The organism is Burkholderia sp. SIMBA_062, assembly GCF_046534765.1.
In the GTDB taxonomy this organism is placed as follows: Bacteria; Pseudomonadota; Gammaproteobacteria; order Burkholderiales; family Burkholderiaceae; genus Burkholderia; species Burkholderia ambifaria.
This window is the reverse complement of the sequence record NZ_JAWRYD010000006.1, coordinates 36,313-60,063: the sequence shown is the minus strand read 5'-3', so window position 1 is coordinate 60,063 and position 23,751 is coordinate 36,313. Positions and strand designations below refer to the sequence as shown.

Sequence of the window (23,751 nt, the reverse complement as noted above, 5' to 3'; positions counted from 1 at the left end):
GGCGTGATGAACGCCATTATCGATTCGCAAGCTTCCAAGGATTACGTCGTCGCCGACATGGCGCTTGCCGGCTGGGGCCGCAAGGAACTGAACATCGCCGAGACCGAAATGCCCGGCCTCGTGCAGATCCGCGACGAATACAAGGCGCAGCAGCCGCTGAAGGGCGCGCGCATCGCGGGCTCGCTGCACATGACGATCCAGACCGGCGTGCTGATCGAGACGCTGAAGGCGCTCGGCGCCGATGTCCGCTGGGCGTCGTGCAACATCTTCTCGACGCAGGACCACGCCGCTGCCGCGATCGTCGAAGCCGGCACGCCGGTGTTCGCGTTCAAGGGCGAGTCGCTCGACGAATACTGGGAGTTCTCGCACCGCATCTTCGAATGGCCGAACGGCGAATTCGCGAACATGATCCTGGACGACGGCGGCGATGCAACGCTGCTGCTGATCCTCGGTTCGAAGGCCGAGAAGGACCGTTCGGTGATCGCGAAGCCGACCAACGAGGAAGAAGTCGCGCTGTACAAGTCGATCGCGAAGCACCTCGACGCCGACCCGACCTGGTACTCGACGCGCCTCGCGCACATCAAGGGCGTGACCGAAGAAACCACGACCGGCGTGCACCGCCTGTATCAGATGGAAAAGGACGGCCGCCTGCCGTTCCCGGCGTTCAACGTGAACGACTCGGTCACGAAGTCGAAGTTCGACAACCTGTACGGCTGCCGTGAATCGCTCGTCGACGGCATCAAGCGCGCGACCGACGTGATGATCGCGGGCAAGGTCGCGGTCGTCGCGGGCTACGGCGACGTGGGCAAGGGCTGCGCGCAGTCGCTGCGCGGCCTCGGCGCCACCGTGTGGGTCACCGAAATCGATCCGATCTGCGCGCTGCAGGCGGCGATGGAAGGCTACCGCGTCGTGACGATGGAATACGCGGCCGACAAGGCCGACATCTTCGTGACGGCGACCGGCAACTACCACGTGATCAACCACGATCACATGAAGGCGATGCGCCACAACGCGATCGTCTGCAACATCGGCCACTTCGACTCGGAAATCGACGTCGCGTCGACCCGCCAGTACCAGTGGGAAAACATCAAGCCGCAGGTCGACCACATCATCTTCCCGGACGGCAAGCGCGTGATCCTGCTGGCCGAAGGGCGCCTCGTGAACCTCGGCTGCGCGACCGGTCACCCGTCGTTCGTGATGTCGAACTCGTTCGCGAACCAGACGCTCGCGCAGATCGAGCTGTTCGTGCGCGGCGCCGAGTACGAGAACAAGGTGTACGTGCTGCCGAAGCATCTCGATGAAAAGGTGGCGCGCCTGCACCTCGCGCGCATCGGCGCGAACCTGTCCGTGCTGTCGGACGAACAGGCTTCGTACATCGGCGTGCAGAAGGACGGCCCGTTCAAGCCGAACCACTACCGCTACTGATGCGCCGCCGCCGTGCCGTGCGCGTCCCGCTTCGGGCGTGCGCGGCATCGCGGCATGGCGCCGGATCGCCGGCCGTCGCGCCGTGCCCGCGGGCACGCGTGGCGGCCGGCGGCGGCCACTGACCGTACAGATCGACAACCGAACCGGAGCCCTCCATGAGCGTCATCCTCACCTGGGTCATCAACGCTCTCGCGCTGCTGATCATCACGTATCTCGTGCCGTCGATCCACATCAAGAGCTTCGGCACCGCGCTGATCATCGCGGTCGTGCTCGGCCTGATCAACACGGTGATCCGTCCGGTGCTGATCCTGCTGACGCTGCCCGTCACGATCGTCACGCTCGGGGTGTTCATCCTCGTCGTGAACGCGCTGTGCTTCTGGTTCGCGTCGTCGCTGCTCAAGGGGTTCGAGGTGTCGGGTTTCTGGTCCGCGTTCTTCGGTTCGATCCTGTACAGCATCGTGTCGTGGCTGCTGTCCGCGCTGATCTTCGGGCAGCGCGACATCGGCTGACGGCCGGGCCCACTCTTGCGAATCATGAAACCGATCGAACTCTCGTTTGAATTCTTCCCGCCGAAGACGGCGGAAGGCGTCGAGAAGCTGCGCGCGACGCGTGCGCAGCTGCTGCCGCTGAAGCCGAAATTCGTCTCCGTGACGTTCGGCGCCGGCGGCTCGACGCAGCAGGGCACGCTCGATACCGTGCTCGACATGCAGAAGGACGGCCTCGAAGCCGCGCCGCACCTGTCGTGCATCGGCTCGTCGCGCGCCGACCTGCGCGCGATCCTCGACCAGTACCGCTCGCACGGCATCCGCCACATCGTCGCGCTGCGCGGCGACCTGCCGTCGGGGATGGGCGCGGTCGGCGAGCTCCGCTATGCGTCGGAACTCGTCAGCTTCATCCGCGCCGAGCATGGCGACTGGTTTCACATCGAAGTCGCCGGCTATCCGGAGTACCACCCGCAAGCGCGCTCCCCGAAGGCCGATCTCGAGAATTTCGCGCGCAAGGTGAAGGCCGGCGCGAATTCCGCGATCACGCAGTACTTCTTCAACGCCGACGCGTATTTCCGCTTCGTCGACGATGCGCGCAAGCTGGGTGTCGACGTGCCGATCGTGCCGGGCATCATGCCGATCACGAACTTCACGCAACTGATGCGCTTCTCGGAAATGTGCGGCGCGGAAGTGCCGCGCTGGGTCGCGCGCCGGCTCGAGAGCTTCGGCGACGATCGCGACGCGATCCGCGCGTTCGGCGCGGATGTCGTCACGAGCCTGTGCCAGCGCCTGGTCGACGCGGGCGTGCCGGGGCTGCATTTCTATACGCTGAACGCGGCGTCCGCGACGCGGACCATCTGCGAACGGCTCGCGCTGTAAGCGCCTTCGCGCGGTTGCATGCGAGAAAACCCCGCCGGCCAACACCGGCGGGGTTTTTTTCGCCGCCGGCCGAGGGCGGCGGCAATGGTGCTTGCGTCAGCGCTGCGCCTGCATCAACGGCGGGCGCCGGTCGGACCACGGCCGCGCCTGTTCGAGCTGGCGTGCGAGCTTCAGCAGCAATGCGTCGTCGGTATGGCGCGCGACGAACTGCACGCCGATCGGCAGCCCGCGCGCATTCCAGTAGAGCGGCACCGACATCGCCGGCTGCCCCGTCAGGTTGAACAGCTCGGTGCAGCCGGCCCACGCGAACGCTTTCTCCGATGTCTTCGCCAGCATTTCCCGCAGCAGCGGCTTCACCGGCAGCGCGCCGAGCAGCTTCATCTGCGCGGCTTCGAACGGCGTCGGCTGCAGCGCGCCGATCTTGACCGGCGGCCCCGCGAGCGTCGCGCACAGGACCACGTCGTAGCGCGACACGAGGCCCGCGACCTGCACGGTGAGCTGGCGCTGCCATTCGAGCACGTCCTGCAGCCGCGCGCGGGCGACGCGCCGCCCGATCACGGCCATCGCCCACGTTGCCGGTTCGAATTCGGCGCGCTTCGGCGTGCGGCCGGTGATCGTGCGCGCGCCGAGCACCAGCTCCTCGGCGATCGTCGCCCACAGCGTGAGAAAGGTCTCGGCCGCGCGCGCATAGTCGATGTGCAGCGTCGCCGGTTCGACGTGATGGCCGAGCGATTCGACGAGCGCGGCCGCGTCGTCGAGGGCCGCGCGCGTGTCGTCGTCGAGCGCCGGGGCGAGCATCGGGTCGGTGACGAGGCCGACCCGCAGCGGGCCGGGCGGCGTGTCGAGCGCGCCGAGAAAGGTGCCGGGCGCGCTGGGCGGCAGCGTCTGGCCGGTCGTCACGTCGAGCAGCAGCGCGCTGTCGCGCACGCTGCGCGATACCGCGTGCTGGACCACCAGCTCGCCGTTCGACGGCAGGTCGACCAGCACCGGGTTGCGGCTCGGCTTCAGGCCGAACAGCCCGCAGCACGACGCGGGGATCCGGATCGAGCCGCCGCCGTCGGACGCATGCGCGAGCGGCACGATGCCGGCCGCGACGGCGGCTGCCGCGCCGCCGCTCGAGCCGCCGGGCGTGTGATCGAGGTTCCACGGATTGCGGCACGCGCCGAACAGCTCGGGCTCGGTGTACGGCATCTGGCCGATTTCCGACGTGTTGGTCTTGCCGAACACGTTGAGCCCCGCCGCGCGGCTGCGCGCGATCAACGGCGAATCGTCGGCGGGAACGAAGTAGCGGTAGTGCCGGCTGCCCATCGACAGCGGCAGCCCGGCGACCGCCGCGCCGAGATCCTTGACGAGATATGGGACGCCCGCGAACGGCGCGTCCGTGCCGCCGTCGACGGCCGATTCCGTCCGCTTGCGCGCGGCGTCGTAGTCCTGCAGCACGATCGCGTTGACCGCGCCGTTTACCGCTTCGGCCTGGCCGATCGCGGCGTCGAGCAGCTCGCGCGGGCTCGCCTTGCGTTCGCGCACGAGTGCGGCGAGGCCGATCGCGTCATGCGCCAAGTAGTCCGAGTGCATCGCAGTCACCCCCGTTGTGACCTGTGGCGATGAAAGGAGGATAACGCGGGCCCGGCGGGCCGGGCCCGTTACCGGTCGCCTTTACAGGTGCTCGGCGAGGAACGTCAGCGTGCGGCCGTGCGCGAGGGCCGACGCGCGCTGGTTGTAGGACGCGCGGTCCGTGCAGTTGAAGCCGTGCTCGGCGCCCGGGTACACGTGGAACGACGCGTTGTGGCGGCCCGCGAACGCGCCCTTCACCTGTTCGACGGCGTCGAGCGGGATCGCGTGGTCGTTCTCCGCGTAGTGGAACAGGATCGGCTGCGTGACCTTGCCGGCGAGGTCGAGCGCATTCTGGATGCCGCCGCCGTAATAGGCGACCGCCGCATCGACCTTGGCCGCGGCGGCCGTGCGGTACGCGAGCTGGCCACCGAAGCAGTAGCCGATCGCGGCGACCTTGCCGGCGACCTCGGGGCGTGCGCGCAAGGCGTCGGCGGCCGCGCCGATGTCCGCGACCGCGAGGCCGACGTCGGTCTTCTTCATCAGCTCGATGCCTTTATCGCGATCGGCGCCTTCGTAGGTCAGCTCGACGCGCGGCTGCGTGCGCCAGAACACGTCCGGCGCGAGCGCGACGAAGCCGTCGGCCGCGTACTGGTCGGCGACCGCGCGGATATGCGCGTTCACGCCGAAGATCTCCTGGATGATGATGACGGCGGGGCCCTTGCCGCGCTTGGGCAGCGCGAGATAGCCGCCGAAGCTGTCGTTACCGGTCGGGATGTCGATCCATTGGGCAGTCACGTTTGAACTCCTGGCGAACGGGCGCGCGACGGGCGCGCCGCGGATGGAAAAAGGGGCGGCCTAGTGTGCCACCAATCCTGTGGCGCTGCAGCGCGCGCAGGCGCGTGCGTGCCGGGTGTCAGCGCGGGTCGGAGCCGCGCCCGGACCCGCTTCTCGTGCAGCGATCGTTTCGATCTCGATTATTCATTTTTCGGCGGTGCGGGGCTTCGATAGAGTCGATGTGTCAGCCTTTACAAAGCGCTTTCGCGCGTCGTCATCGAAGGATTCGCCATGTCCGCCCGTGCATTTTCCACCCCGTTTTCCGAACGCTTCGGCCTGCGCCTGCCGCTCGTGCAGGCGCCGATGGTTGGCGCCACCACGGCCGCGATGGTCGCGGCCGCGTCCAATGCCGGCGCGCTCGGCAGCCTCGGCGCCGGCGCGTTCGAGCCGGAGCGTCTCGCGACCGAAGTCGACGCGATTCGCGCGGTGACCGCGCGGCCGTTCGCCGTGAACCTGTTCGTGTTGTCCGAGGTCGCGCCCGATGCGGCGAGCGTCGCCCGCGCGCTCGCCGCGATCGATCCGCTGAACGCGGCGCTCGGGCTTCCGCCCGGCACCGCGCCCGCGCGCTTCGCCCCCGACTTCCGCGCGCAGCTCGATGCGCTCGTCGCGCTGCGGGTGCCGGTCGCGAGCTTCACGTTCGGCGTGCTCGACGCGGCCGACGTCGCGCGCCTGAAGGCGGCCGGCACCTACGTGATCGGCACCGCGACGCACGTCGCCGAAGGGCTCGCATGGCAGGCGGCCGGCGCCGACGCGCTGTCCGCGCAGGGCGCCGAAGCCGGCGGCCATCGCGGCACCTTCATCGGCTCGGCCGACGATGCGCTGATCGGCACGCTCGCGCTGGTGCCGCAGCTCGTCGACGCGACCGGCCTGCCCGTGCTCGCCGCGGGCGGCATCATGGATGGCCGCGGGATCGCCGCCGCGCTCGCGCTCGGCGCGCAGGCCGCGCAACTCGGCACCGCGTTCCTGACGTGCGCGGAAAGTGCGATCGCGGCGGACTGGAAGGCGCGGCTGCTCGCGAGCGCCGATACGTCGACGCAGGTCACGCGCGCGATCACCGGGCGTCATGCGCGCGGATTGCGCAACACGCTGATGGCGCGGCTCGGCGAACGCGTGGCCGATGCCGCACCGTACCCGGTGCAGAACGCGCTGACGCAGCCGCTGCGCCAGGCGGCCGCGCGCGCGAACGACGGCGACTACCTGTCGCTGTGGGCCGGGCAGGGCGCGCCGCTCGCGCGGCGGCGCGGCGCCGCGCTGACGACGTCGCAACTCGTCGACGCGCTCGACGCCGAATGGCGCGCAATCGCCGTATGAATGGGTCGACGGCCGTGTGAGCGGTTCGTGTCGACGCCTCTGTCGCGTGAAGAAACGCGCGTGCTGTCACGCGCGTTTCATTCAATGATCCTGTGCACAAAATACCGAATCGAAATGACACGGGAATGCTTTAAATCTGCCTTCCCTGCGGCCGTCCGTAATTAGCGGAAACCCTTATCGGGCGGGGCTTGCGGCGATATTCGAGGAGTCATTCCAAAGCGCCCGTATCGGTAGTGTTACCACTACCCCAAAAAAGTCCCACAAATTAATTTGATCACCTACACTTGCGCGCAAGTACGGACGGGGGGCCGCTAAAAGCGGCTGTCTTCACGTGCTTGAGGCCAAGTGCATGAACGATGCAACCGGCGAATCGTCCAGTGATGCAAACACAGGGATGGCAGCGGGGCACCGGGCGATGGCGTTTTATTGGGACCGAAACTGGAGACTTACATGAATATCAAGATGCAAAAGCTGCTGCCGATCACCGCCGCGGCGATGCTGTGCGTTGCAGCTGCAGGCAACGCGGCCGCCGATCAAGTCGTCAAGATCGGCCACGTCGCGCCCTTGACGGGCGGCATTGCACACCTGGGGAAGGACAACGAAAACGGTGCGCGTCTCGCAGTCGAGGAGATCAACGCCAAGGGTCTCACGGTCGGCGGCCAGAAAGTCACGCTGCAACTCGATGCGCAGGATGACGCGGCCGACCCGCGCCAGGCCACGCAGGTTGCGCAGAAGCTCGTCGACGACAAGGTCGTCGCGGTGGTCGGCCACCTGAACTCGGGCACGTCGATCCCGGCCTCGAAGATCTACAGCGATTCGGGCATCGTGCAGATCTCGCCGTCGGCGACCAACCCGGTTTACACGCAGCAAGGCTTCAAGACCACGTATCGCGTGGTGGCGACCGATGCGCAGCAGGGTCCGGCACTCGCGAACTACGCGCACTCGAAGGGCATCAAGAGCGTCGCGGTGGTCGACGATTCGACCGCATACGGCCAGGGTCTCGCGAACGAGTTCGAGAAGAAGGCGAAGGCGCTGGGTCTGAAGGTCGTGTCGCACGATGCGACGAACGACAAGGCGGTCGACTTCCGCGCGATCCTGACCAAGATCAAGGGCGAGAATCCGGACGCGATCATGTACGGCGGCATGGACGCCACCGGCGGCCCGTTCGCGAAACAGGCGAAGCAGCTCGGCCTGCGCGCGAAGATCTTCGCCGGCGACGGCGTGTGCACGGAGAAGCTGGCTGACCTGGCCGGCGATGCGACCGACAACGTCGTGTGCTCGGAAGCCGGTGCATCGCTCGAGAAGATGCCGGGCGGCAGCGCGTTCAAGGCGAAGTACGAGAAGCGTTTCGGCCAGCCGATCCAGATCTACGCACCGTTCACGTATGACGCCGTGTACATCATCGCCGACGCGATGAAGCGCGCGAACTCGACGGACCCGGCGAAGATCCTCGCCGCGATGCCGGCGACGAACTACACGGGCGTGATCGGCACGACGACCTTCGACGCGAAGGGCGACCTGCGGCACGGCGTGATCTCGCTGTACAACTACAAGAGCGGCAAGAAGACGCTGCTCGACGAAGTGAAGATGTAAGCTGACAAGCGGTCGACAGAAGGGGTGAGGGCGCGCCCGCGGCAACGCGGGCGCGCCTTCTTTTTGGCGGGCTCGCGGCAGGCGGCGCGCTTCGTGCCCCGTGCCCCGTGCGCTCAGATCTTCAGGTGCGCGAGCACTCTCGGCGCGATCACGGCGACGAGCGCCGCGCACAGCGCGACGACCGACAGGCCGACCGTCAGGTTCGCGGTTTGCGCGACCGCGCCGATCACGACCGGACCGAACAGCAGTCCGAAGTACGCGAGCCCGGCCACGTGCGCGAGACCTTCGGCCGCGTGGATGCCTTTCACGCGCGCGGCGGCGGCGAACAGCACGGGCATCATGTTCGCGAGGCCGAGGCCCATCAGGGTGAAACCCGTGAGCACGGCGATCGGGTTCGGCAGCAGCAGCGCGCCGATCATCCCGGCGCACGCGAGCGACGCGCTCGCGAACACGAGCTGCGGCGCGCCGAACCGCGCGCGCACCGCGTCGCCCGCGAAACGCGCGATCGCCATTCCGCCGGAGAATGCCGCATAGGCGGCGCTTGCGAGCGCGGGGCTCGCCGCGACGACGTCGCGCATGTAGACCGTCGCCCAGTCGTACATCGCGCCTTCGGCGATCAGCGCGAGCAACGCGACGCCGCCGAGCATCCACAGCGCGGCCGAGCGCCAGCGGTTGGCGCCGCCGTGCGCGTGCTCGTGATGCGGGACGTGCGGGAGCACGGCCGGGATCGCGGCCAGCAGCACGGCCGCGTTGATGGCCGCCGCGAGCGCCAGATGCACGGCCGGCGCCATGCCGGCCGACAGCAGCGCGCCGCCGGCTGCCGCCCCCGACATCCCGCCGATGCTGAACATCCCGTGCAGCGACGACATGATCGGCTTGCCGAGCGCGATCTCGACCGCGCTCGCCTCGGCGTTCATCGCGACGTCGAGCGTCGCCATCGAGAAGCCGAACAGCGCGAGCACGACGAGCAGCATCCAGTAGTCGGGCACGACGAGGATCAACGCCGCGCACGCGGACATCACGAGCCCGCCGCCGAGGCACGCGGTGCGCGAGCCGACCCGCGCGATCCAGCGCGCGATCGTCAGCATCGCGGCGATCGAGCCGCCCGCGACCGCGAACAGCGCGATCGACAGCAGCCCGGGGCTCAACGCGAACTTGTCGCGTACGGTCGGCACATGCACGCCCCACGACGCGTACATCATGCCGGCGACGAAGAACAGCGCCATCGTGGCCGTGCGGGCGCGCTGCCGGACCGGCAAGGCCAGCGTGCGATGCGCGTCGGGCGGCGCGGCGAAGTCGGACGAGGATCGGGAGGAAGATTCGGACATGGAACACGCTTGAATGGACGATACGCGGGCGCGTCGCGCCCATCGGATTCGTCCGATTCTATCGAATCGCTTACGGTCTTGCCGGCGCGCTGGCCATTTGGCCGATCGCCACCTGCGCCACCTGCGCCATCTGCGCCACCTGCGCCACCTGAGCCACCTGCGGCACCTGCGCCACCTGCGCCACGTGCGCCACCTGCGCCACGTGCGCCACCTGCGCCACCTGCGCCACCTGCGCCACCTGCGCCACCTGCGCCACCTGCGCCACGTGCGGCACCTGCGCCACCTGCGCCACTTGCGCCATCTGCGCCGCCTGCGCCGCCTGCGCCGCCTGCGCCGCCTGCGCCGCCTGCGCCGCCTGCGCCGCCTGCGCCACCTGCGCCACCTGCGCCACCTGCGCCACCTGCGCCACCCACGCCACCCACGCCACCCACGCCACCCACGCCACCCACGCCACCCACGCCACCCACGCCACCTGCGCGGACCGCGTCGCCCAACCGGCCGATGCCCGGCTGGCCGCCGCCGCGGGTAACATCGATGCGCAGGCGGGGTGCCCGAAGCTTGCCCGTGCTGCGCGCCTTCGCCATCCTTGCCCACCGCAGGAGTCACCGTGAACATCGATCCCGCCCTTGCCCTGCACCTGCTGCACCGCTGCGCACTCGGCACGCTCGCAACCCACGCGCGTGACCCGCAAGGTTTTCCGTATCCGACGGTCGTGCCGTTTGCACCCGATGCGAATCATCGGCCCGTCATCCTTGTGAGCGGCCTCGCCGAGCACACGCGCAACCTCGCCGCCGATCCGCGCGCGGGCTTTCTCGTCGTCGACGCGCCGGGCGGCGACGTGCTGAACGCCGAGCGCGCGACGCTGCTCGGCCGCTTCTTGCCGCTCGGCGACAATCCGCATGTCGCCGCGCGCTACACGCGCTACGAGCCCGACGCCGCGCGCTATCTCGCGCTCGGCGATTTCGCGTTCTGGGCGCTCGAGATCGAGCGGCTGCGCTATATCGGCGGGTTCGGCCGGATGGGCTGGGTGGACGGCGCGGGCCTCGACGCGCTGCCGCCGCTCGGATTCGACGACGAGCGGGCATTGTGGGATGCGTACGAATCGAGCGGCGCGCGCCGCGACGGGCTCGACCTGCTCGGCGTCGACCGCCACGGCGCCGACTGGCGCTGCGACGGCCGGCGCGTGCGCACGCCGTTCGATCCGCTGCCGGGCGACGCCGGCGCGCTGCGCGAGCGGTTGATCGCAAGCGCGATGGATGTGACGTGACGCCGCGCATGCCAATTTGTCTGTATGGCGAACAACGCCATACGATTTACACAAACCTGTCGCGGGATGAAAGCTTTGATTTTCCGGAATGCAGGGTAATTGCGTATGTTGAGAGCCCTATTACCGGAATCGGTAATGTCCTAATCTCTATGCCAGCGCGTGAAAATTTGAGAAAAGGCCGTTGCCGGTCAAAATGACATGCGTGAATTACAATTGGCCTCGGGATTTTCGTGAATCCCGCTTCTATCAAATCTTTTTTGTGCTAATCTCTGCCTTCGAAAATCCGAGGCACAAATATTCCATGAATGGTGAGCTGGCTCAGACCGGCGCCATTGGTCATATAGAAAGGGAAACTATGTCTTCTTACAAGGACCTGCTGGCCCAGCGGGAAAAGCTGGAGAAGCAAATCGAAGAAGCGAAGTCGCGCGAATACGCCGAAGTGCTGAATGACGTGAAGCAGAAAATTGCCGACTACGGCTTTTCGCTCGCCGAACTCGGCCTCAACCGCGCGAAGGCAGGCAAGGTTGGTCGCCCGCGCGCAGGCGTGGCCGCCAAGTACCGCGATCCGGAAACGGGCGCGACGTGGTCGGGCCGCGGCAAGCCGCCGCGCTGGATCGCCGGCAAGAACCGCGAACAGTTCACGATTTAAACGTCTGTTTAAGTCGCCGCCTCAAAAAGAGCCGCGTGTCCGTCGAGGAGCGCGGCTTTTTGCATTGTGGCATCGGAATGGTTGCGCGTTGTCATGAAAATGTCAGAAACGGTGCGTGAATGAAAATGCGACCCGTTCGCATAAGCGGTTGATTTAAATGGAAAATTTTGTGTTACCGGAATGCCCTGCGGGCTCCGTTTGATAGAATTCCGTATCCCAACCGTTATCTCGTATTTCATGTCCACGTTTTCTGCCGACGCGCAAAGCGCGGATAAGCACACGGTCGCGCGCAAGAGCACCCTCGTCAGTATCGTGCTGAATGTGGTGCTGGCGACGTTTCAGATCGCCGTGGGTGTGGTTGCGCATTCGCAGGCATTGATTGCCGATGGCGTGCATTCGATTTCCGATTTGATCTCGGATTTTGTCGTACTGGTTGCGAATCGCCACAGTGGTGCATCGCCGGATGCCGATCACAATTACGGACACAGCCGCTACGAGACGGTCGCATCGCTGTTCCTCGGCGCGATCCTGATCGCGGTCGGCATCGGCATGCTATGGCGCGCCGGCAACCGTCTCGTGAACCTCGAGAACATCCCGGCCGTCCATTTCTCCGCACTGATCGTCGCGCTGACCGTGCTCGTGTCGAAAGAGGCGCTATTCCGCTACATGCTGCGCGAGGCGCGGCGCGTGCGTTCGGCGATGCTCGTCGCGAACGCATGGCATGCGCGCTCGGACGCCGCGTCGTCGCTCGTCGTGGCGATCGGCATCGTCGGCAGCCTCGCCGGCGTGCGACTGCTCGACCCGATCGCCGCCGCGATCGTCGGCTTCATGGTCGCGCGCATGGGCTGGACGTTCGGCTATGACGCGTTGCAGGACCTGTCGGATCGCGCACTCGACACCTCCGCTTCGGCCGAGATCCGCGCGCTGCTCGTGGCCACGCCGGGCGTGCGCGACGTGCACGAGCTGCGCACGCGCAAGATGGGCGATGCGGCGCTCGTCGACGCGCACATCCTCGTCGATCCGATGATCTCCGTATCCGAAGGGCACTACATCGCGGAAACCGCGCGTGCGCGGGTGCTGCGCGACCCGCGCGTGCTCGACGCGCTGATCCACGTCGACCCCGAGAACGACGTAGCGCGCCGTCCGGCGCTCGCGCTGCCGCCGCGCGCCGAGATCGCGACGCGGCTCGAGGCCGCGCTCGCGCAGCGCGGGCTGCATCCGGCCGCGATCAACCTGCACTACCTGAGTACGGGGCTCGAGATCGACGTGACGCTGGACGCGGCCGCAGGCGATACCGACGCGGCGCTGGCCGGCCGGCTCGATGTCGACGCGCTCAAGCGCCAGTTCGGCGCGCGCCGGATCGGTTTCACGCGCGAGCTGCCCGCGCAGCCGTGAGCGGCACAGGCGGGCGCGGGTCGCGCGTTACAGCGGCAACTGCGTGTCGAACTTGATTTCGCGGAGCACGACGCTCGTGCGTACCTGCGACACGGCCGGGATCTTGAAGATCCGTTCGTGCAGGAAGACGTCGTAGGCCTTGATGTCGGGGGCGACGATCTTGAGGATGTAATCGGCTTCGCCCGTCGTGCTGTAGCACTCGGTGACTTCCGGGCAGGTCGCGATTTCGCGTTCGAACTGCTCGACGCCGCCTTCGTTGTGGCGGGTCAGGTGCACGTGCGCGAGCGCACACACGTGCAGGCCGAGCTTCTCGCGATCGAGCAGCGCGGTGTAGCGCTGGATCACGCCGGACTGTTCCATGTCCTTGATGCGGCGCCAGCACGGCGTGCTCGACAGGCCGACCTGGTCGGAGATTTCCTGTACGGAACGGCGCGCGTCGAGCTGCAACAGGCGAAGGATTTTTTGCGAAAAGGAATCGAGCGTCACCTGCGCCTCCATGCGGCAGCTACAACACGCTCAATGTTAGAGGGCCGGGAAAGGAAAGGCAATCTGGCGGCGTGCCGGTGAGCGGGATTCTCTAATTTGCGCGCGGATCCGTGGGATTTTGTCCCGCCCCCGCCTGTTCCGACCGGTCGGTATCGGACACCGCGAGGCCCGCGAGCGCCGCCTGCTGGCGGCGCAGGTCGGCAAGCATGTTGCAGAACAGCGTGCCTTGCTCGATCGCGTCGTCGAGCGCGACGTGCGTGTGCGGATGATCGTCGAACCAGTGCTTCGGAAAGCGTGGCTTGATCGCCTTGCGGTACGGCAGGCCCGTCATCGCGAACGCGAGCGTCTTGATGTCGAGCGCCGACCACGAGAACGGGCAGCGCCCGGTGAAGCGCATCATGTACCAGAACATGAACGTGAAATCGAAGCCGGCCGGCATCGCGACGAACACCGGCTTGCCCGGCAGCGCCTCGACCCATTCGACGTACGCGACGAGCGCGGCCTCGGGCGCCTGCAGGTCGCGCCGGCACGCGGCCCACGCTTGCGGTTCGGTCTTCCACCACGCTTCCTGCACCGGATGGGCCTGGGCGCCGGGCAGCGTCTCGAGGTTCGCGGAGAACGTCGCGATCAGCCGCTTGTCCTCGGTATAAGCGGCCGACGCGAAGCTCAGCATCGAGTGCGGGCCGGGAATCGGGCCGTCGGCCTCGACGTCGGTGCTGACGTAGATTTCGGGAATGGCGGTCTGGTTCATCCGAACACCTTGTCGGACACGAACGGATTCGTGCGGCGCTCGTCGCCGAAGGTCGACACCGGGCCGTGGCCCGGCACGAACGTGACGTCGTCGCCGAGCGGCCACAGCTTCTCCTTGATCGAGCGTACGAGGTCCGCATGGTTGCCGCGCGGGAAATCGGTGCGGCCGATCGAGCCGGCGAACAGCACGTCGCCGACGATCGCGACGCGATGCGCGCGGCTGAAGAACACGACGTGGCCGGGCGTGTGGCCCGGGCAGTGATAGACCTCGAGCGTCTCGTCGCCGACCTGCACGGTGTCGCCGTCGTTGAGCCAGTGGTCAGGCTCGAACGTTTCGGCGGCCGGGAAGCCGAAGCGCTGGCTCTGCATCGGCAGTTGCTCGATCCAGAAGCGCTCGTCTTCCTGCGGCCCGACGATCGGCACGCCGTAGTGCGTCGCGAGCGCCTTCGCGCCCGCGCAGTGATCGACGTGGCCGTGCGTGAGCAGCACCTTCTCGACCTGCACGTTCTGCCGCGCGATCTCCTGTTCGATCCGTTCGAGATCGCCGCCCGGATCGACGACGGCGGCGCGGCCGGTCTTTTCGCAGACGACCAGCGAGCAGTTCTGCTGGAACGGCGTGACCGGAATGAGCGTGACTTTCATGGAGGCACCGGCGGCTAAAAGAAGCGATTGTACCGGTCGCGCGTACGGCCTGCCGCTCCTGCGGTGCAGCGTCGGACGCGCGCGTGCGGGCAATCCCGGAGCATCCCGATTGTTGCCGCCATAGTGAGAATCAATGGTCCGGGCGGGGGGCTTTTCGAGATCACCTTTTGATTTATGTATAATGCCGCCCATTGCGCGTGAATTTCACGCAATTCGCTGGTGTTTCGGCCCCGTTAAATGGGGGCGTCGGATTCACCGTCAAGCATCGACCGCCGGGGAGTCCGGCGGTGTATCCAGCACCGAGCATTCGGTGCTCACGTCTTGTCCGGCCGGGTGCTGCGCGCCCGTCTGCGGCCTTGCTGCCGCGCCGCCGGATGAGGCCTGTGCCGCCGTTCCTGTGCGTTGGCTGTACGCGACGCGCGCGAACGTGAGAGCCATGTTCGATGGCGGCATGTGGGGTCTGGTCAGGCTGCCGGGGACAGGTTGCGCCAGACGTGAAAACTAATCAGGACGGTTGCGGCAGAGACGAAAGCCGCGCCCATGCTAGCCGCCTGCTCGCATCCGAGCGGGGCGTGCCCGCATTTGCCGTCCGGGCCGCGTATCCGCGTTGTTGAGCAGCGTTGTATCGGTGCGGCCCGAACCACAAGGCGACACGTCGATGAATTTACGTTTTCCGACTCGATTCGGGACCATTGCATTATTTTTCGCGCTGACGGGCTGTGCGGTGCCATCCAGCCAGACCACCGGCAGCGCCAACCAGAAGAACGCGGTCAGCAAGACGGCCGCGGCCGCCAAGGCGGACGACGACAAGCAGCAACTGAGTTTCGATTCCGCGCTGGCATCGATGCCGGCTGCCGACAGCAAGGACGCGAAGAAGTCGTCGCTGGCGGACGCCGAGCCGATCGACGGCAAGGACGTGTCCGACTTCCGCCAGACGGGCCGGGCATCGTGGTATGGCCGGGATTTCCACGGCCGCCGCACCGCGAACGGCGAGCGCTTCAACATGAACGCGCTGACCGCCGCGCACCGCACGCTGCCGCTGTCCTCGTACATCAAGGTGACGAACTCGTCGACCGGCAAGTGGGTCGTCGTGAAGGTCAACGATCGCGGGCCGTACAAGCGCGGCCGCGTGCTCGACCTGTCGTATGCCGCCGCCAGGATGATCGGCCTCGTGCACTCCGGAACGGGGCGCGTGAAGATCGAAGGGCTGTCGCCGCAGGAAGCGCGCGACGCACGCGACGAAATGTTCGCGTCGCTGTCGTCGAAGTAACGCGGCGGTTCGTCCGCTCATGCAAAAAGGGCTGCCTTCGGGCAGCCCTTTTGCGTTTTCGCGGGCAGGGCGGCGCGTGCCGCCCGCGCTCGCCCGTCAGTCTTCCATCAAGCCTTCCTTCAGCACGAGCGCGCGCGCATACAGCGTGTTGCGCGACGCGCCCGTCAGCGCGGCCGCGAGCTTCGCCGCGCTCTTCACCGGCACTTCTTCCAGCAGCAGCTTGAGCAGCGCGTCGTGCGCGGTGTCGTCGGCTTCGCCGCTGTCGGCCGGCGCGCCTTCGACGATCAGCACGAACTCGCCGCGCTGCCGGTTCGCATCGCCATCGAGCCAGCTCTGTCCTTCGGCCAGGGTGCCCTGGAACAGTTGCTCGTGTAGCTTGGTGAGCTCGCGCGCGATCAGCACCCGGCGCGCGGGGCCGAACGCGTCGGCGAGTGCGGCGACGGTGTCGGCGATCCGGTGCGGCGCTTCGTAGAACACCAGCGCGTACGGGTGCCGCGCGAGCGCCTGCAGCGCGTTCGCGCGCTGCTTCGCCTTCGGCGGCAGGAAGCCCGCGAACGTGAACGCGCCGGCCCAGTCGCCCGCCACGCTCAGCGCGGTCACGGCCGCGCTCGGGCCCGGCAGCGGAATCACCGGGAAGCCGGCCGCGCGCACGGCATCGACGAGCCGCGCGCCGGGGTCCGAAATGCCGGGCGTGCCGGCGTCCGACACGTACGCCACGCGTTCGCCGGCGCGCAGCAGCTCGATCACGCGCAGCGCCGCTTCGCGTTCGTTGTGCTCGTGCACGGCGACGAGCGGTTTCGAGATCCCGTAGCGGGCCAGCAGCTGGCCCGTGTTGCGGGTGTCTTCGGCCGCGATGCGGTCGGCGAGGCCGAGCACGTGCAGCGCGCGCAGCGTGATGTCGGCGGTGTTGCCGATCGGCGTCGCGACCACGTAGAGCGCGGCGTCCGGGTAGTGCTGCGTTTGCGCGAGTTCGAGGAGGGCAGTCATGGCAGGCAATGCGCGCAATCGCGGCGCAAGCGGAACAAGGACGGCATTGTGCCACGCGGCGCCGGCCGCGCCGGGTAGCGGGCGCGGTTTGCCGACCGGCGGCGACAACTTTTCCGGCGCGGCGCGATCCAGATCGGTCGGCGCGACGTTCGAGCAGCGCGCGCGGCAGTTCCTTGAACGCCACGGTCTCGCGTTCGTCGCGGCCAACGTGACGATGCGCGGCGGCGAGCTTGATCTCGTGATGCGCACGCCCGACGGCACGCTCGTGTTCGTCGAGGTGCGCGCGCGGCGCAGCACTCGGCACGGCGGCGCGGCCGCGAGCGTCGGCTGGCGCAAGCGGCGGCGTCTGGTCGCGGCCGCGCTCCATTTCTGGGTGCGGCACGGCGCGGGTGCCGCGTGCCGTTTCGACGTCGTCGCGTTCGAGGCCGGCCGGCTCGAATGGCTGCGTGACGCATTTCGTGCCGACGATGTGTAGCCGCGAGCTGTGACGAGATGTAAAGAGTTCTTGCCATACCCCTGGAGACGGTGCCGGAGTGCGGTAAACTCGCCGCACCCATGACGTTGCGCGCTGCGTGCCACGCGCCCAGTTCACCAGGAATCGATGTCAGTCGAACGTATTCAGCAACATTTTCGCGACAGCGCGGCGCTTCACGCCGAAGCGGCCGATGCGCTGTCGCTGCCGATCGCAGCCGCGGTCGACGCGATGTTCGCCGCGCTGGCGAACGGCAACAAGATCGTTGCATGCGGTGACGGCCTGTCGGCCGCCGCCGCGCACTACCTCGCCGTGTCGCTCGTCGGCGGCTTCGAGCGCGAGCGTCCGGGCCTGCCCGCGATCGCGCTGGCCACCGATGCGTCGCAGGGCGGCCTCACCGGGGCAGCCGCTGCCGATCAGCTGTTCGCGCAGCAGGTGCGCGTGCTCGGGCAGACCGGCGACATCCTGCTGGTGCTCGACGCGAGCGGCGCGTCGCCGCGCGTGCTGGCCGCGATCGACGAGGCGCACGAGCGCGAGATGACCGTCGTCGCGCTGACGGGCGGCGATGGCCACGCCGTCGCGGCCGCGCTGTCCGATACCGATATTCCAATCAGCGTGCCCGCCTCGCGCGCGGCGCACGTCCACGAAGTCCATCTGCTGACCATCCACTGCCTGTGCGACGGCATCGACGCGATGCTGCTGGGTGAGGATTGAACGAAGGAGAGCCGTCGATGAATCAAAGCCGCGTCAAACAGACGCTCGTCAGAACCACGTTGCTTGCCGCGCTGACGGCGGGCCTCGCGATGTCGCTGCAGGGCTGCGTGCTCGGCGTGCTGGGTGCGGCGGCCGGCGGCGGCGCGCTGATCGCGACCGATCGCCGTACGCTCGGCGCGCAGACCGAGGATCGCGAGATCCAGGTCAAGTCGCTCACGCAGATCAACAACGGGCTGCCGGACCAGTCGCACGTGAACGTCACGGTGTTCAACCGCCGCGTGCTGCTGACGGGTGAAGTGCCGAACGACGCATCGAAGCAGCGCGCCGAGGAAATCGTGCGCGGCATCAACAACGTGAGCGCGATCGTCAACGAGCTGTCGGTCGAGCCGGCATCGTCGCTGTCGTCGCGCGCGAACGACTCGTACCTCGAAGGGCGCGTGAAGTCCGAGCTGATCGCGACGAAGGGGCTGTCGGCGAACTACTACAAGGTCGTCAGCGAGCGCGGCAACATCTACCTGCTGGGTCTCGTGACGGTCGACGAAGGCAATCGCGGCGCGGATGCGGCAAGCCAGGTGCCCGGCGTCGAGAAGGTCGTGAAGGTATTCCAGTACATCAAGCCGCAGGACGCGCAGGCGTTGCAGGCTGCATCGCCGAGCACTGCGTCCGGCGCGCAGGCCGCCGCCGCGCCCGCGGATGCCGCGACGGTCGGTGCGGTGCCCGACGCATCGGTCCAGTCCACTCCGCTGCAACCGCCCGCGCCGATCTCGAATTCGTCGAGCGTGCATCCGGGCAACCCGAAGGCAACGCCGCAATGAAGTCGACGCAGATGAGGATCACGCAATGGTTCGTGCAGGGCGCCGCGGCTGCGGCGCTCGTGGCCGGTGCGCTCGGCACGGCGCACGCGGACGTCGGCGACGGCCTGAAGGTCGCGCGCGGCAATGCGTGCATGGGCTGCCACACGGTGGACCGCAAGCTCGTCGGCCCGTCGTTCAAGGACATCGCCGCCCGCTACAAGTCCGATCCGCAGGCCGTTGCGAAGCTGTCGAAGAAGGTGAAGGACGGCGGCTCCGGCGTCTGGGGCGCGATTCCGATGCCGGCGCACCCGCGCCTGAGCGACGCGGATCTGCGTTCCGTGGTCGAATGGGTGCTGGCCGGCGGGCCGTCGAAGTGACGCGTCGGAGGTCGAGGCAAGCCCTATTGCCAAGCGCGGAAATGCATGTGTATGATGGTTGTCTGTTGGGGCGGTAGCTCAGCTGGGAGAGCGTCGCGTTCGCAATGCGAAGGTCGGGAGTTCGATCCTCCTCCGCTCCACCAACGGAATTCGAAGGGCTCGGTCGCAAGACCGAGCCCTTTTTGTTTTCCAGCAGCCCGCTCCTATTCGGCCGCGTCGCGATCCTGCGCCGGTCCCGCCACCCCGTGCTTCGTCGCGCGGTAGTGCCGTCGCGCCTTCGCGACGTTTCCGCAGGTTGCCATGTCGCACCACTTGCGACGCCCGGTCTTCGAACCGTCGATGAACAGCCACGCGCAATTTGGCCCCGCGCACATCCGGAGCCGGCCGTCCGGTATCGCTTCGAGAAGTTTCACGGTGTCGAGCGCAATGCGATCGGCTGGCAGGTGCAGATCCGCGTCGACGCGCGTATCCGGCGCGTAGCCGAACACCACTCGTCCGGCCGTCGCGACCAGCCGCTGCCTGCTTATCGCGCGCCGCCACGCGTGCTCCAGCGTGGCGAGATCCGCTGCGACCGGCGCTGCGCGGTGTGCGAGCGCATCGAAGATGCCGAACAACGCTTCACGCAGGCGCCTGGCATCGCGCAGCGCGCGGTCGGCCGCTGCGGGGGCTTCGGCCGCGCGGGCCGCGAGCCGCGTCAGGTCGAGCGCGGGGAGCAAGCTCGCCGACGCCAGCCACGACAGATACGCGTCGTAATCGGGCAACCAGTCGCGCGGCGTGTCGTCGCGGCCGGTCACCGTGTTGACGAAGTCGAGGACGGCGTGGCCGCCGATGAAATCGCGCGCGACGAACGTGTGCGCTTCCATAACCGGTGAAGTTTTTGACATGGGTTAAATCGATGCTAACCTTTGATGGCATTTTTACAGGTTATCACGCACGACGACCGCGATTGAGCGAGGAAAAGTCATGACGGAGCCGACCGCTTCATCCGACCTGCAGGCTGAACATTCGTCGACCGGCGTCGCTCGGCCGATAGAACTCGTCGCCGCGCCGAGCAGCCTCGGCCTCAAGCCGAACGGCGCCGGCCGCGAGCCCGACACGTGGCGCGGCCCGGACGCGCTGCTCGCCACCGGCCTCGCCGCGCGTCTGGACGCGCGCGTTGCGTGGCTCCCGCATCCTGCCTATGCGTTCGAGCCGCAACCGGGCACCCGCATCCGTAACGGCGTGTCGATCCGCGCGTTCTCGCTCGAACTTGCCGCGCACATCGCCGGAGCGCTCGAGCGGGGCGCCTTTCCGATCGTGCTCGGCGGCGATTGCAGCATCCTGCTCGGGTGCTTGCTGGGAAATCGGCACGCAGGCGGCAGCGGGCTCGTCCACGTCGACGGACACAGTGACTTCTTCCATCCGGGCAATTACGACACGTCGACGCGGCTCGGCTCCGCGGCAGGGATGGATCTCGCGCTGGCGACCGGCCGGGGCGAGCCGCTGCTGACGTGCTGGCCAGACCTGGACGGCCCGCTAGTCGACGATCGCGACGTGTGCCAGGTGGGCGAGCGCGACGCCGAAACCGCCGAGTTCGACGCTGCCTACGGCGATATCGTCCGAACGGCGATCACCCGCACAACGATCCAGCAGCTCCTCGCGCGAGGGCCTGCCGCCGTCGCTCGCGAACTCGTCGACTGGCTGCACGGGCGTGCGCTTCGGCGGGTGTGGTTGCACGTCGATCTCGACGTGCTCGATCAGTCGCAACTTCCGGCCGTGGATTCGCCCGGCTCGCCGGGGCTGGACTTCGATGGGCTCGATGCGTTGCTCGGGCCGCTCGTGGCATCCGGCCGCGTTGCGGGGATCGACTTCACGATCTATGACCCGCGGCTTGATCCGGGATTGGCGCATGCGGACCGGATCGCGCGCAGCATCGCGCGGAGCGCGGCTGCGCTGCCGGATGCGCGGAGCCGATAGTGCGCTCCGCCGGAGGGAAGACGCCTGGCCGCCGACGCGAACGCGTGCCTATTGGCGACACCCGAAACTCGGCCGCTTCCGACTCGCCGCGCGCTGAACACGCATAGCGTGCAGGAGCCGATCTGGGCGTACCGAACCGTAACGGTTGGGCGCACGTAATGGCGCTGTTGCCAATCAACCGTCGACGCGGCCGTTTTCACGGCCCCTTCGGCGCGCAAGCGTGCCGTCGGTCGCCGCATTGCCGGTAGACAAGCCGCTCCCGGACTGGGCTACGTGGAGCGACGTATCTGCCGACTCGTTGATCGATTATCTGGAAGGCGTTGTCGCTGAAGGGCGTACAGCCGAGTTTGCGCAACGTGCCGATACTTTGCTCGGGGATGCGCGTGCGTTCGATTACGTTGGTGGGGCAGCGAGCGATGGCGTCGAGTCATTGGCCGCCTCGACCAACAACCCGAACTTTGCGGCAAAGATGCTCGGGTACGATCGCAAGACGTTCGGGCAGATGCTGCATGTGCTGAAGCCGGCAAGCGGCTTGGGACCAGCCGACAATCTTATCTTTCACGACAGCGGAGACGTCGAGTTCAAAGGCGTAATTCTGGACAACATTCACGACTATGCACCCTGACTCTCTGGCGACTGCTGACAACATCCTTGCATACGCGACGTTCATCATTTCGTCGGAGAACACACATCCGGACACGTGGACCGCCTTTTTCGGCGTCTTCCCGAGTCGAACGATCACGCGAGGAAAGCCCTATTTGCTACCGTCGGGACGCCTCGGTTCCCGGAAAGCTCAATCTTTGGGCGTTGGAAAGCAAGTCTGCTGTTCATAGCGATCGACTGGAGCCGCATCTTCGGTACCTGATCGACCGCCTCTCGTTGCCCCGCGACGATCTCCGTGAGCGCATCGAACGGGTTGGCGCGCGCATGCGATTCTTCTGCTACTGGGACAACGAGACGGGTAATCGTGTGCCTTATGTGTCGGAGGCCACGCGCAAGCTCATTGAATCGATCGGGGGCGTGCTCGAAATCGATGAATACCGATAACGTGTAAGGGGTCGGCGCAAAGCGCAATGCAATGCATGGTGCATGTGCCGCCGAGCCGGCGACCGGCTCGCGAGGCTTGCGCATGAGGCCGGCTGCAGCAGCCATCACCCGCGCCCGAAACTCGGCCGCTTCGGATCATACGTCCATCCCGGCACCAGATACCGCATCGCCATCGCATCATCGCGCGCGGTGCCGCCGACCTCCCGGTACAGCGCATGCGCGGCCTCGACCTGCGCCATGTCGAGCTCGATCCCGAGCCCCGGCCGCTCGGGCACGGCCACCTGGCCGCCGACGATCTCGAGCGGTTCGCGCGTGAGCCGCGCGTCGCCTTCCTGCCAGATCCAGTGCGTGTCGATCGCGGTGATCGTGCCGGGCGCCGCCGCGGCCGCATGGGTGAACATCGCGAGCGACACGTCGAAGTGGTTGTTCGAGTGGGAACCCCATGTGAGCCCCCAGTCGCGGCACAGCTGCGCGAGCCGCACCGAACCCTGCATCGTCCAGAAGTGCGGATCGGCGAGCGGGATGTCGACCGCCTGCAGCCGCACCGCGTGATCCATCTGCCGCCAGTCGGTCGCGATCATGTTGGTCGCGGTCGGGATGCCGGTCGACCGCCGGAACTCGGCCATCACCTCGCGGCCCGAGTAGCCGGCTTCCGGCCCGCACGGGTCCTCCGCATACGCGAGCAGGTGGCCTTGCCCGCGGCACAGCGCGACCGCTTCGTCGAGCGACCACGCGCCGTTCGGGTCGAGCGTCGCGCGGGCGTCGGGAAAGCGCGCCTTGATCGCCGCGATCGCTTCCATCTCGTCCGCGCCGGCCATCACGCCGCCCTTCAGCTTGAAATCGACGAAGCCGTAGCGTTCGACCGCGGCCTCGGCCTGCCGCGCGATCGCGGCCGGCGTGAGGGCGGCTTCGTTGCGCAGGCGGAACCACGGATCGGTTGCATGCGTTTCGTCGCGATACGGCAGGTCGGTGCGGCGCCGCTCGCCGATGTAGAACAGGTACGCGAGCATCGGCACCGCGTCGCGCTGCTGGCCTTCGCCGAGCAACGCGGCGACCGGCACGTCGAGATGCTGGCCGAGCAGGTCCAGCAGCGCGGCCTCGATCGCGGTGATCACGTTGTCGAGCCGCAGATTGATCTCGTGCGGCTGGCGCAGCACGGCCGCCTCGCCGGCCGACGTCACTTCGTGCTGGATCGTGCGTCCGGCGCCCGCCCCCGCGCCGGACAGCGCCGCGCGCACCGCGTTGAGCGTCGCCTGGTAACGCCCGATCGACTGGCCGACCACGAGGTCGGTCATCCGTTCGAGCGCATGACGGATGCCTTCGCCGCCGGGCACTTCGCCGACACCCGTATGGCCGCTGCTGTCGTCGAGTATCACGAGGTTGCGCGTGAAATACGGCGCGTGCGCGCCGCACAGGTTCAGCAGCATGCTGTCGCGGCCGGCGACGGGGATCACCTGCATGCGCGTGACGCGCGGCGTGCCGGCACGGCGGGATTCGGACATCGGTTCGCTCCTGGTTCCGGTGAGGCACGGGCCG

General features: G+C 67.6%; 26 protein-coding genes, 1 tRNA gene and 1 pseudogene. 17 read left to right on the top strand and 11 right to left on the bottom strand.

The genetic code is table 11. The features are described from left to right. Positions 1-6 precede the first annotated feature (6 nt). The 3 genes from ahcY (at position 7) to metF (ending at position 2,789) form a co-directional block, all read left to right on the top strand. Entirely contained in the window at positions 7-1,425 is a 1,419-nt protein-coding gene (gene ahcY, locus SB786_RS08235) for an adenosylhomocysteinase (RefSeq protein WP_166726097.1), read from the top strand. Positions 1,426-1,580: 155 nt separating this feature from the next. Next, complete coding sequence (locus tag SB786_RS08230; protein WP_006477367.1) at positions 1,581-1,934, top strand: phage holin family protein; 354 nt, start codon at positions 1,581-1,583, stop codon at positions 1,932-1,934. A gap of 24 nt (positions 1,935-1,958) precedes the next feature. Further along, positions 1,959-2,789 carry a methylenetetrahydrofolate reductase [NAD(P)H] gene (gene metF / locus SB786_RS08225; protein ID WP_006760812.1) on the top strand — a complete coding sequence of 277 codons (831 nt, stop codon included), beginning with the start codon at positions 1,959-1,961 and terminating at the stop codon, positions 2,787-2,789. Positions 2,790-2,885: 96 nt separating this feature from the next. Here the strand turns inward: metF and SB786_RS08220 are convergent, their stop codons facing one another. Then, positions 2,886-4,364 carry an amidase gene (locus tag SB786_RS08220; RefSeq protein ID WP_410727052.1) on the bottom strand — a complete coding sequence of 493 codons (1,479 nt, stop codon included), beginning with the start codon at positions 4,362-4,364 and terminating at the stop codon, positions 2,886-2,888. Between the two features lie 81 nt (positions 4,365-4,445). Continuing rightward, positions 4,446-5,138, bottom strand: coding sequence for a dienelactone hydrolase family protein (locus tag SB786_RS08215; protein ID WP_410727051.1), 693 nt, complete (start codon positions 5,136-5,138; stop codon positions 4,446-4,448). A gap of 270 nt (positions 5,139-5,408) precedes the next feature. On the opposite strand from SB786_RS08215, the gene SB786_RS08210 reads away from it, so the two are divergent. Together SB786_RS08210 and SB786_RS08205 are read left to right on the top strand one after the other, a co-directional pair. Next, positions 5,409-6,488 carry an NAD(P)H-dependent flavin oxidoreductase gene (locus SB786_RS08210; RefSeq protein WP_410727050.1) on the top strand — a complete coding sequence of 360 codons (1,080 nt, stop codon included), beginning with the start codon at positions 5,409-5,411 and terminating at the stop codon, positions 6,486-6,488. A 450-nt stretch (positions 6,489-6,938) separates the two neighbouring features. After that, positions 6,939-8,081, top strand: coding sequence for a branched-chain amino acid ABC transporter substrate-binding protein (locus SB786_RS08205; protein WP_006760807.1), 1,143 nt, complete (start codon positions 6,939-6,941; stop codon positions 8,079-8,081). Positions 8,082-8,194: 113 nt separating this feature from the next. Here SB786_RS08205 and SB786_RS08200 read toward each other — a convergent pair whose 3' ends face one another. Then, a complete protein-coding gene (locus SB786_RS08200; RefSeq protein WP_410727049.1) occupies positions 8,195-9,409 on the bottom strand; it encodes an MFS transporter in 1,215 nt (404 codons plus the stop codon). Between the two features lie 70 nt (positions 9,410-9,479). Continuing rightward, positions 9,480-9,872, bottom strand: a complete 393-nt coding sequence (locus SB786_RS08195; RefSeq protein WP_410727048.1) for a hypothetical protein — start codon at positions 9,870-9,872, stop codon at positions 9,480-9,482. Between the two features lie 144 nt (positions 9,873-10,016). On the opposite strand from SB786_RS08195, the gene SB786_RS08190 reads away from it, so the two are divergent. Both SB786_RS08190 and SB786_RS08185 read left to right on the top strand, forming a co-directional pair. Beyond that, complete coding sequence (locus SB786_RS08190; protein WP_410727047.1) at positions 10,017-10,676, top strand: HugZ family protein; 660 nt, start codon at positions 10,017-10,019, stop codon at positions 10,674-10,676. A 355-nt stretch (positions 10,677-11,031) separates the two neighbouring features. Beyond that, positions 11,032-11,325, top strand: coding sequence for an H-NS family nucleoid-associated regulatory protein (locus tag SB786_RS08185; RefSeq protein WP_011655705.1), 294 nt, complete (start codon positions 11,032-11,034; stop codon positions 11,323-11,325). An 8-nt stretch (positions 11,326-11,333) separates the two neighbouring features. Here the strand turns inward: SB786_RS08185 and SB786_RS08180 are convergent, their stop codons facing one another. Further along, positions 11,334-11,564, bottom strand: a complete 231-nt coding sequence (locus SB786_RS08180) for a hypothetical protein (RefSeq protein ID WP_410727046.1) — start codon at positions 11,562-11,564, stop codon at positions 11,334-11,336. Between SB786_RS08180 and SB786_RS08175 the strand changes: the two genes are divergently transcribed. Then, positions 11,563-12,720, top strand: coding sequence for a cation diffusion facilitator family transporter (locus SB786_RS08175; protein ID WP_410727045.1), 1,158 nt, complete (start codon positions 11,563-11,565; stop codon positions 12,718-12,720). The two genes, SB786_RS08180 and SB786_RS08175, sit on opposite strands and share 2 nt — an antisense overlap. A gap of 27 nt (positions 12,721-12,747) precedes the next feature. On the opposite strand, the gene SB786_RS08170 is transcribed toward SB786_RS08175, so the two are convergent. The 3 genes from SB786_RS08170 to SB786_RS08160 all read right to left on the bottom strand — a co-directional run bounded on the left by SB786_RS08170 (position 12,748) and on the right by SB786_RS08160 (position 14,598). Next, positions 12,748-13,218: an Lrp/AsnC family transcriptional regulator gene (locus SB786_RS08170; RefSeq protein WP_006477376.1), complete on the bottom strand. Its 471-nt coding sequence runs from the start codon at positions 13,216-13,218 to the stop codon at positions 12,748-12,750. Positions 13,219-13,297: 79 nt separating this feature from the next. Beyond that, entirely contained in the window at positions 13,298-13,957 is a 660-nt protein-coding gene (locus SB786_RS08165) for an exonuclease (RefSeq protein ID WP_410727044.1), read from the bottom strand. Beyond that, positions 13,954-14,598 carry an MBL fold metallo-hydrolase gene (locus SB786_RS08160; RefSeq protein WP_006760443.1) on the bottom strand — a complete coding sequence of 215 codons (645 nt, stop codon included), beginning with the start codon at positions 14,596-14,598 and terminating at the stop codon, positions 13,954-13,956. Before SB786_RS08160 ends, SB786_RS08165 begins: the two co-directional genes overlap by 4 nt. A 658-nt stretch (positions 14,599-15,256) precedes the next feature. On the opposite strand from SB786_RS08160, the gene SB786_RS08155 reads away from it, so the two are divergent. Continuing rightward, positions 15,257-15,868, top strand: a complete 612-nt coding sequence (locus SB786_RS08155; protein WP_006760442.1) for a septal ring lytic transglycosylase RlpA family protein — start codon at positions 15,257-15,259, stop codon at positions 15,866-15,868. Positions 15,869-15,964: 96 nt separating this feature from the next. Here the strand turns inward: SB786_RS08155 and rsmI are convergent, their stop codons facing one another. Then, positions 15,965-16,855 carry a 16S rRNA (cytidine(1402)-2'-O)-methyltransferase gene (gene rsmI, locus SB786_RS08150; RefSeq protein ID WP_410727043.1) on the bottom strand — a complete coding sequence of 297 codons (891 nt, stop codon included), beginning with the start codon at positions 16,853-16,855 and terminating at the stop codon, positions 15,965-15,967. Between the two features lie 46 nt (positions 16,856-16,901). Between rsmI and SB786_RS08145 the strand changes: the two genes are divergently transcribed. The 5 genes from SB786_RS08145 to SB786_RS08125 all read left to right on the top strand — a co-directional run bounded on the left by SB786_RS08145 (position 16,902) and on the right by SB786_RS08125 (position 19,355). Continuing rightward, complete coding sequence (locus SB786_RS08145; RefSeq protein WP_410727188.1) at positions 16,902-17,330, top strand: YraN family protein; 429 nt, start codon at positions 16,902-16,904, stop codon at positions 17,328-17,330. Positions 17,331-17,456: 126 nt separating this feature from the next. Continuing rightward, complete coding sequence (locus SB786_RS08140; RefSeq protein WP_105832030.1) at positions 17,457-18,041, top strand: SIS domain-containing protein; 585 nt, start codon at positions 17,457-17,459, stop codon at positions 18,039-18,041. Positions 18,042-18,058: 17 nt separating this feature from the next. Next, positions 18,059-18,856, top strand: a complete 798-nt coding sequence (locus SB786_RS08135; protein ID WP_166723906.1) for a BON domain-containing protein — start codon at positions 18,059-18,061, stop codon at positions 18,854-18,856. After that, entirely contained in the window at positions 18,853-19,212 is a 360-nt protein-coding gene (locus SB786_RS08130; protein WP_410727042.1) for a c-type cytochrome, read from the top strand. The genes SB786_RS08135 and SB786_RS08130 overlap by 4 nt, the downstream gene beginning before the upstream one ends. A 67-nt stretch (positions 19,213-19,279) precedes the next feature. Then, positions 19,280-19,355: transfer RNA gene (locus tag SB786_RS08125), tRNA-Ala, on the top strand. A gap of 60 nt (positions 19,356-19,415) precedes the next feature. On the opposite strand, the gene SB786_RS08120 is transcribed toward SB786_RS08125, so the two are convergent. Beyond that, a complete protein-coding gene (locus SB786_RS08120; RefSeq protein WP_410727041.1) occupies positions 19,416-20,096 on the bottom strand; it encodes a CGNR zinc finger domain-containing protein in 681 nt (226 codons plus the stop codon). A 79-nt stretch (positions 20,097-20,175) separates the two neighbouring features. Between SB786_RS08120 and SB786_RS08115 the strand changes: the two genes are divergently transcribed. From SB786_RS08115 to SB786_RS08105, 3 genes and pseudogenes are all read left to right on the top strand, one after another. After that, positions 20,176-21,168: an arginase family protein gene (locus SB786_RS08115; protein ID WP_410727040.1), complete on the top strand. Its 993-nt coding sequence runs from the start codon at positions 20,176-20,178 to the stop codon at positions 21,166-21,168. Positions 21,169-21,388: 220 nt separating this feature from the next. Next, positions 21,389-21,793: a hypothetical protein gene (locus tag SB786_RS08110; protein ID WP_410727039.1), complete on the top strand. Its 405-nt coding sequence runs from the start codon at positions 21,389-21,391 to the stop codon at positions 21,791-21,793. Next, positions 21,783-22,215 (top strand): annotated as a pseudogene (locus SB786_RS08105) (DUF4279 domain-containing protein). Before SB786_RS08110 ends, SB786_RS08105 begins: the two are co-directional and overlap by 11 nt. Before the next feature lie 104 nt (positions 22,216-22,319). Here SB786_RS08105 and SB786_RS08100 read toward each other — a convergent pair. Continuing rightward, the gene (locus SB786_RS08100) at positions 22,320-23,717 is read right to left on the bottom strand and encodes an enolase C-terminal domain-like protein (RefSeq protein ID WP_410727038.1); all 1,398 of its coding nucleotides are present in this window, start codon (positions 23,715-23,717) and stop codon (positions 22,320-22,322) included. Between the last annotated feature and the right edge of the window lie 34 nt (positions 23,718-23,751).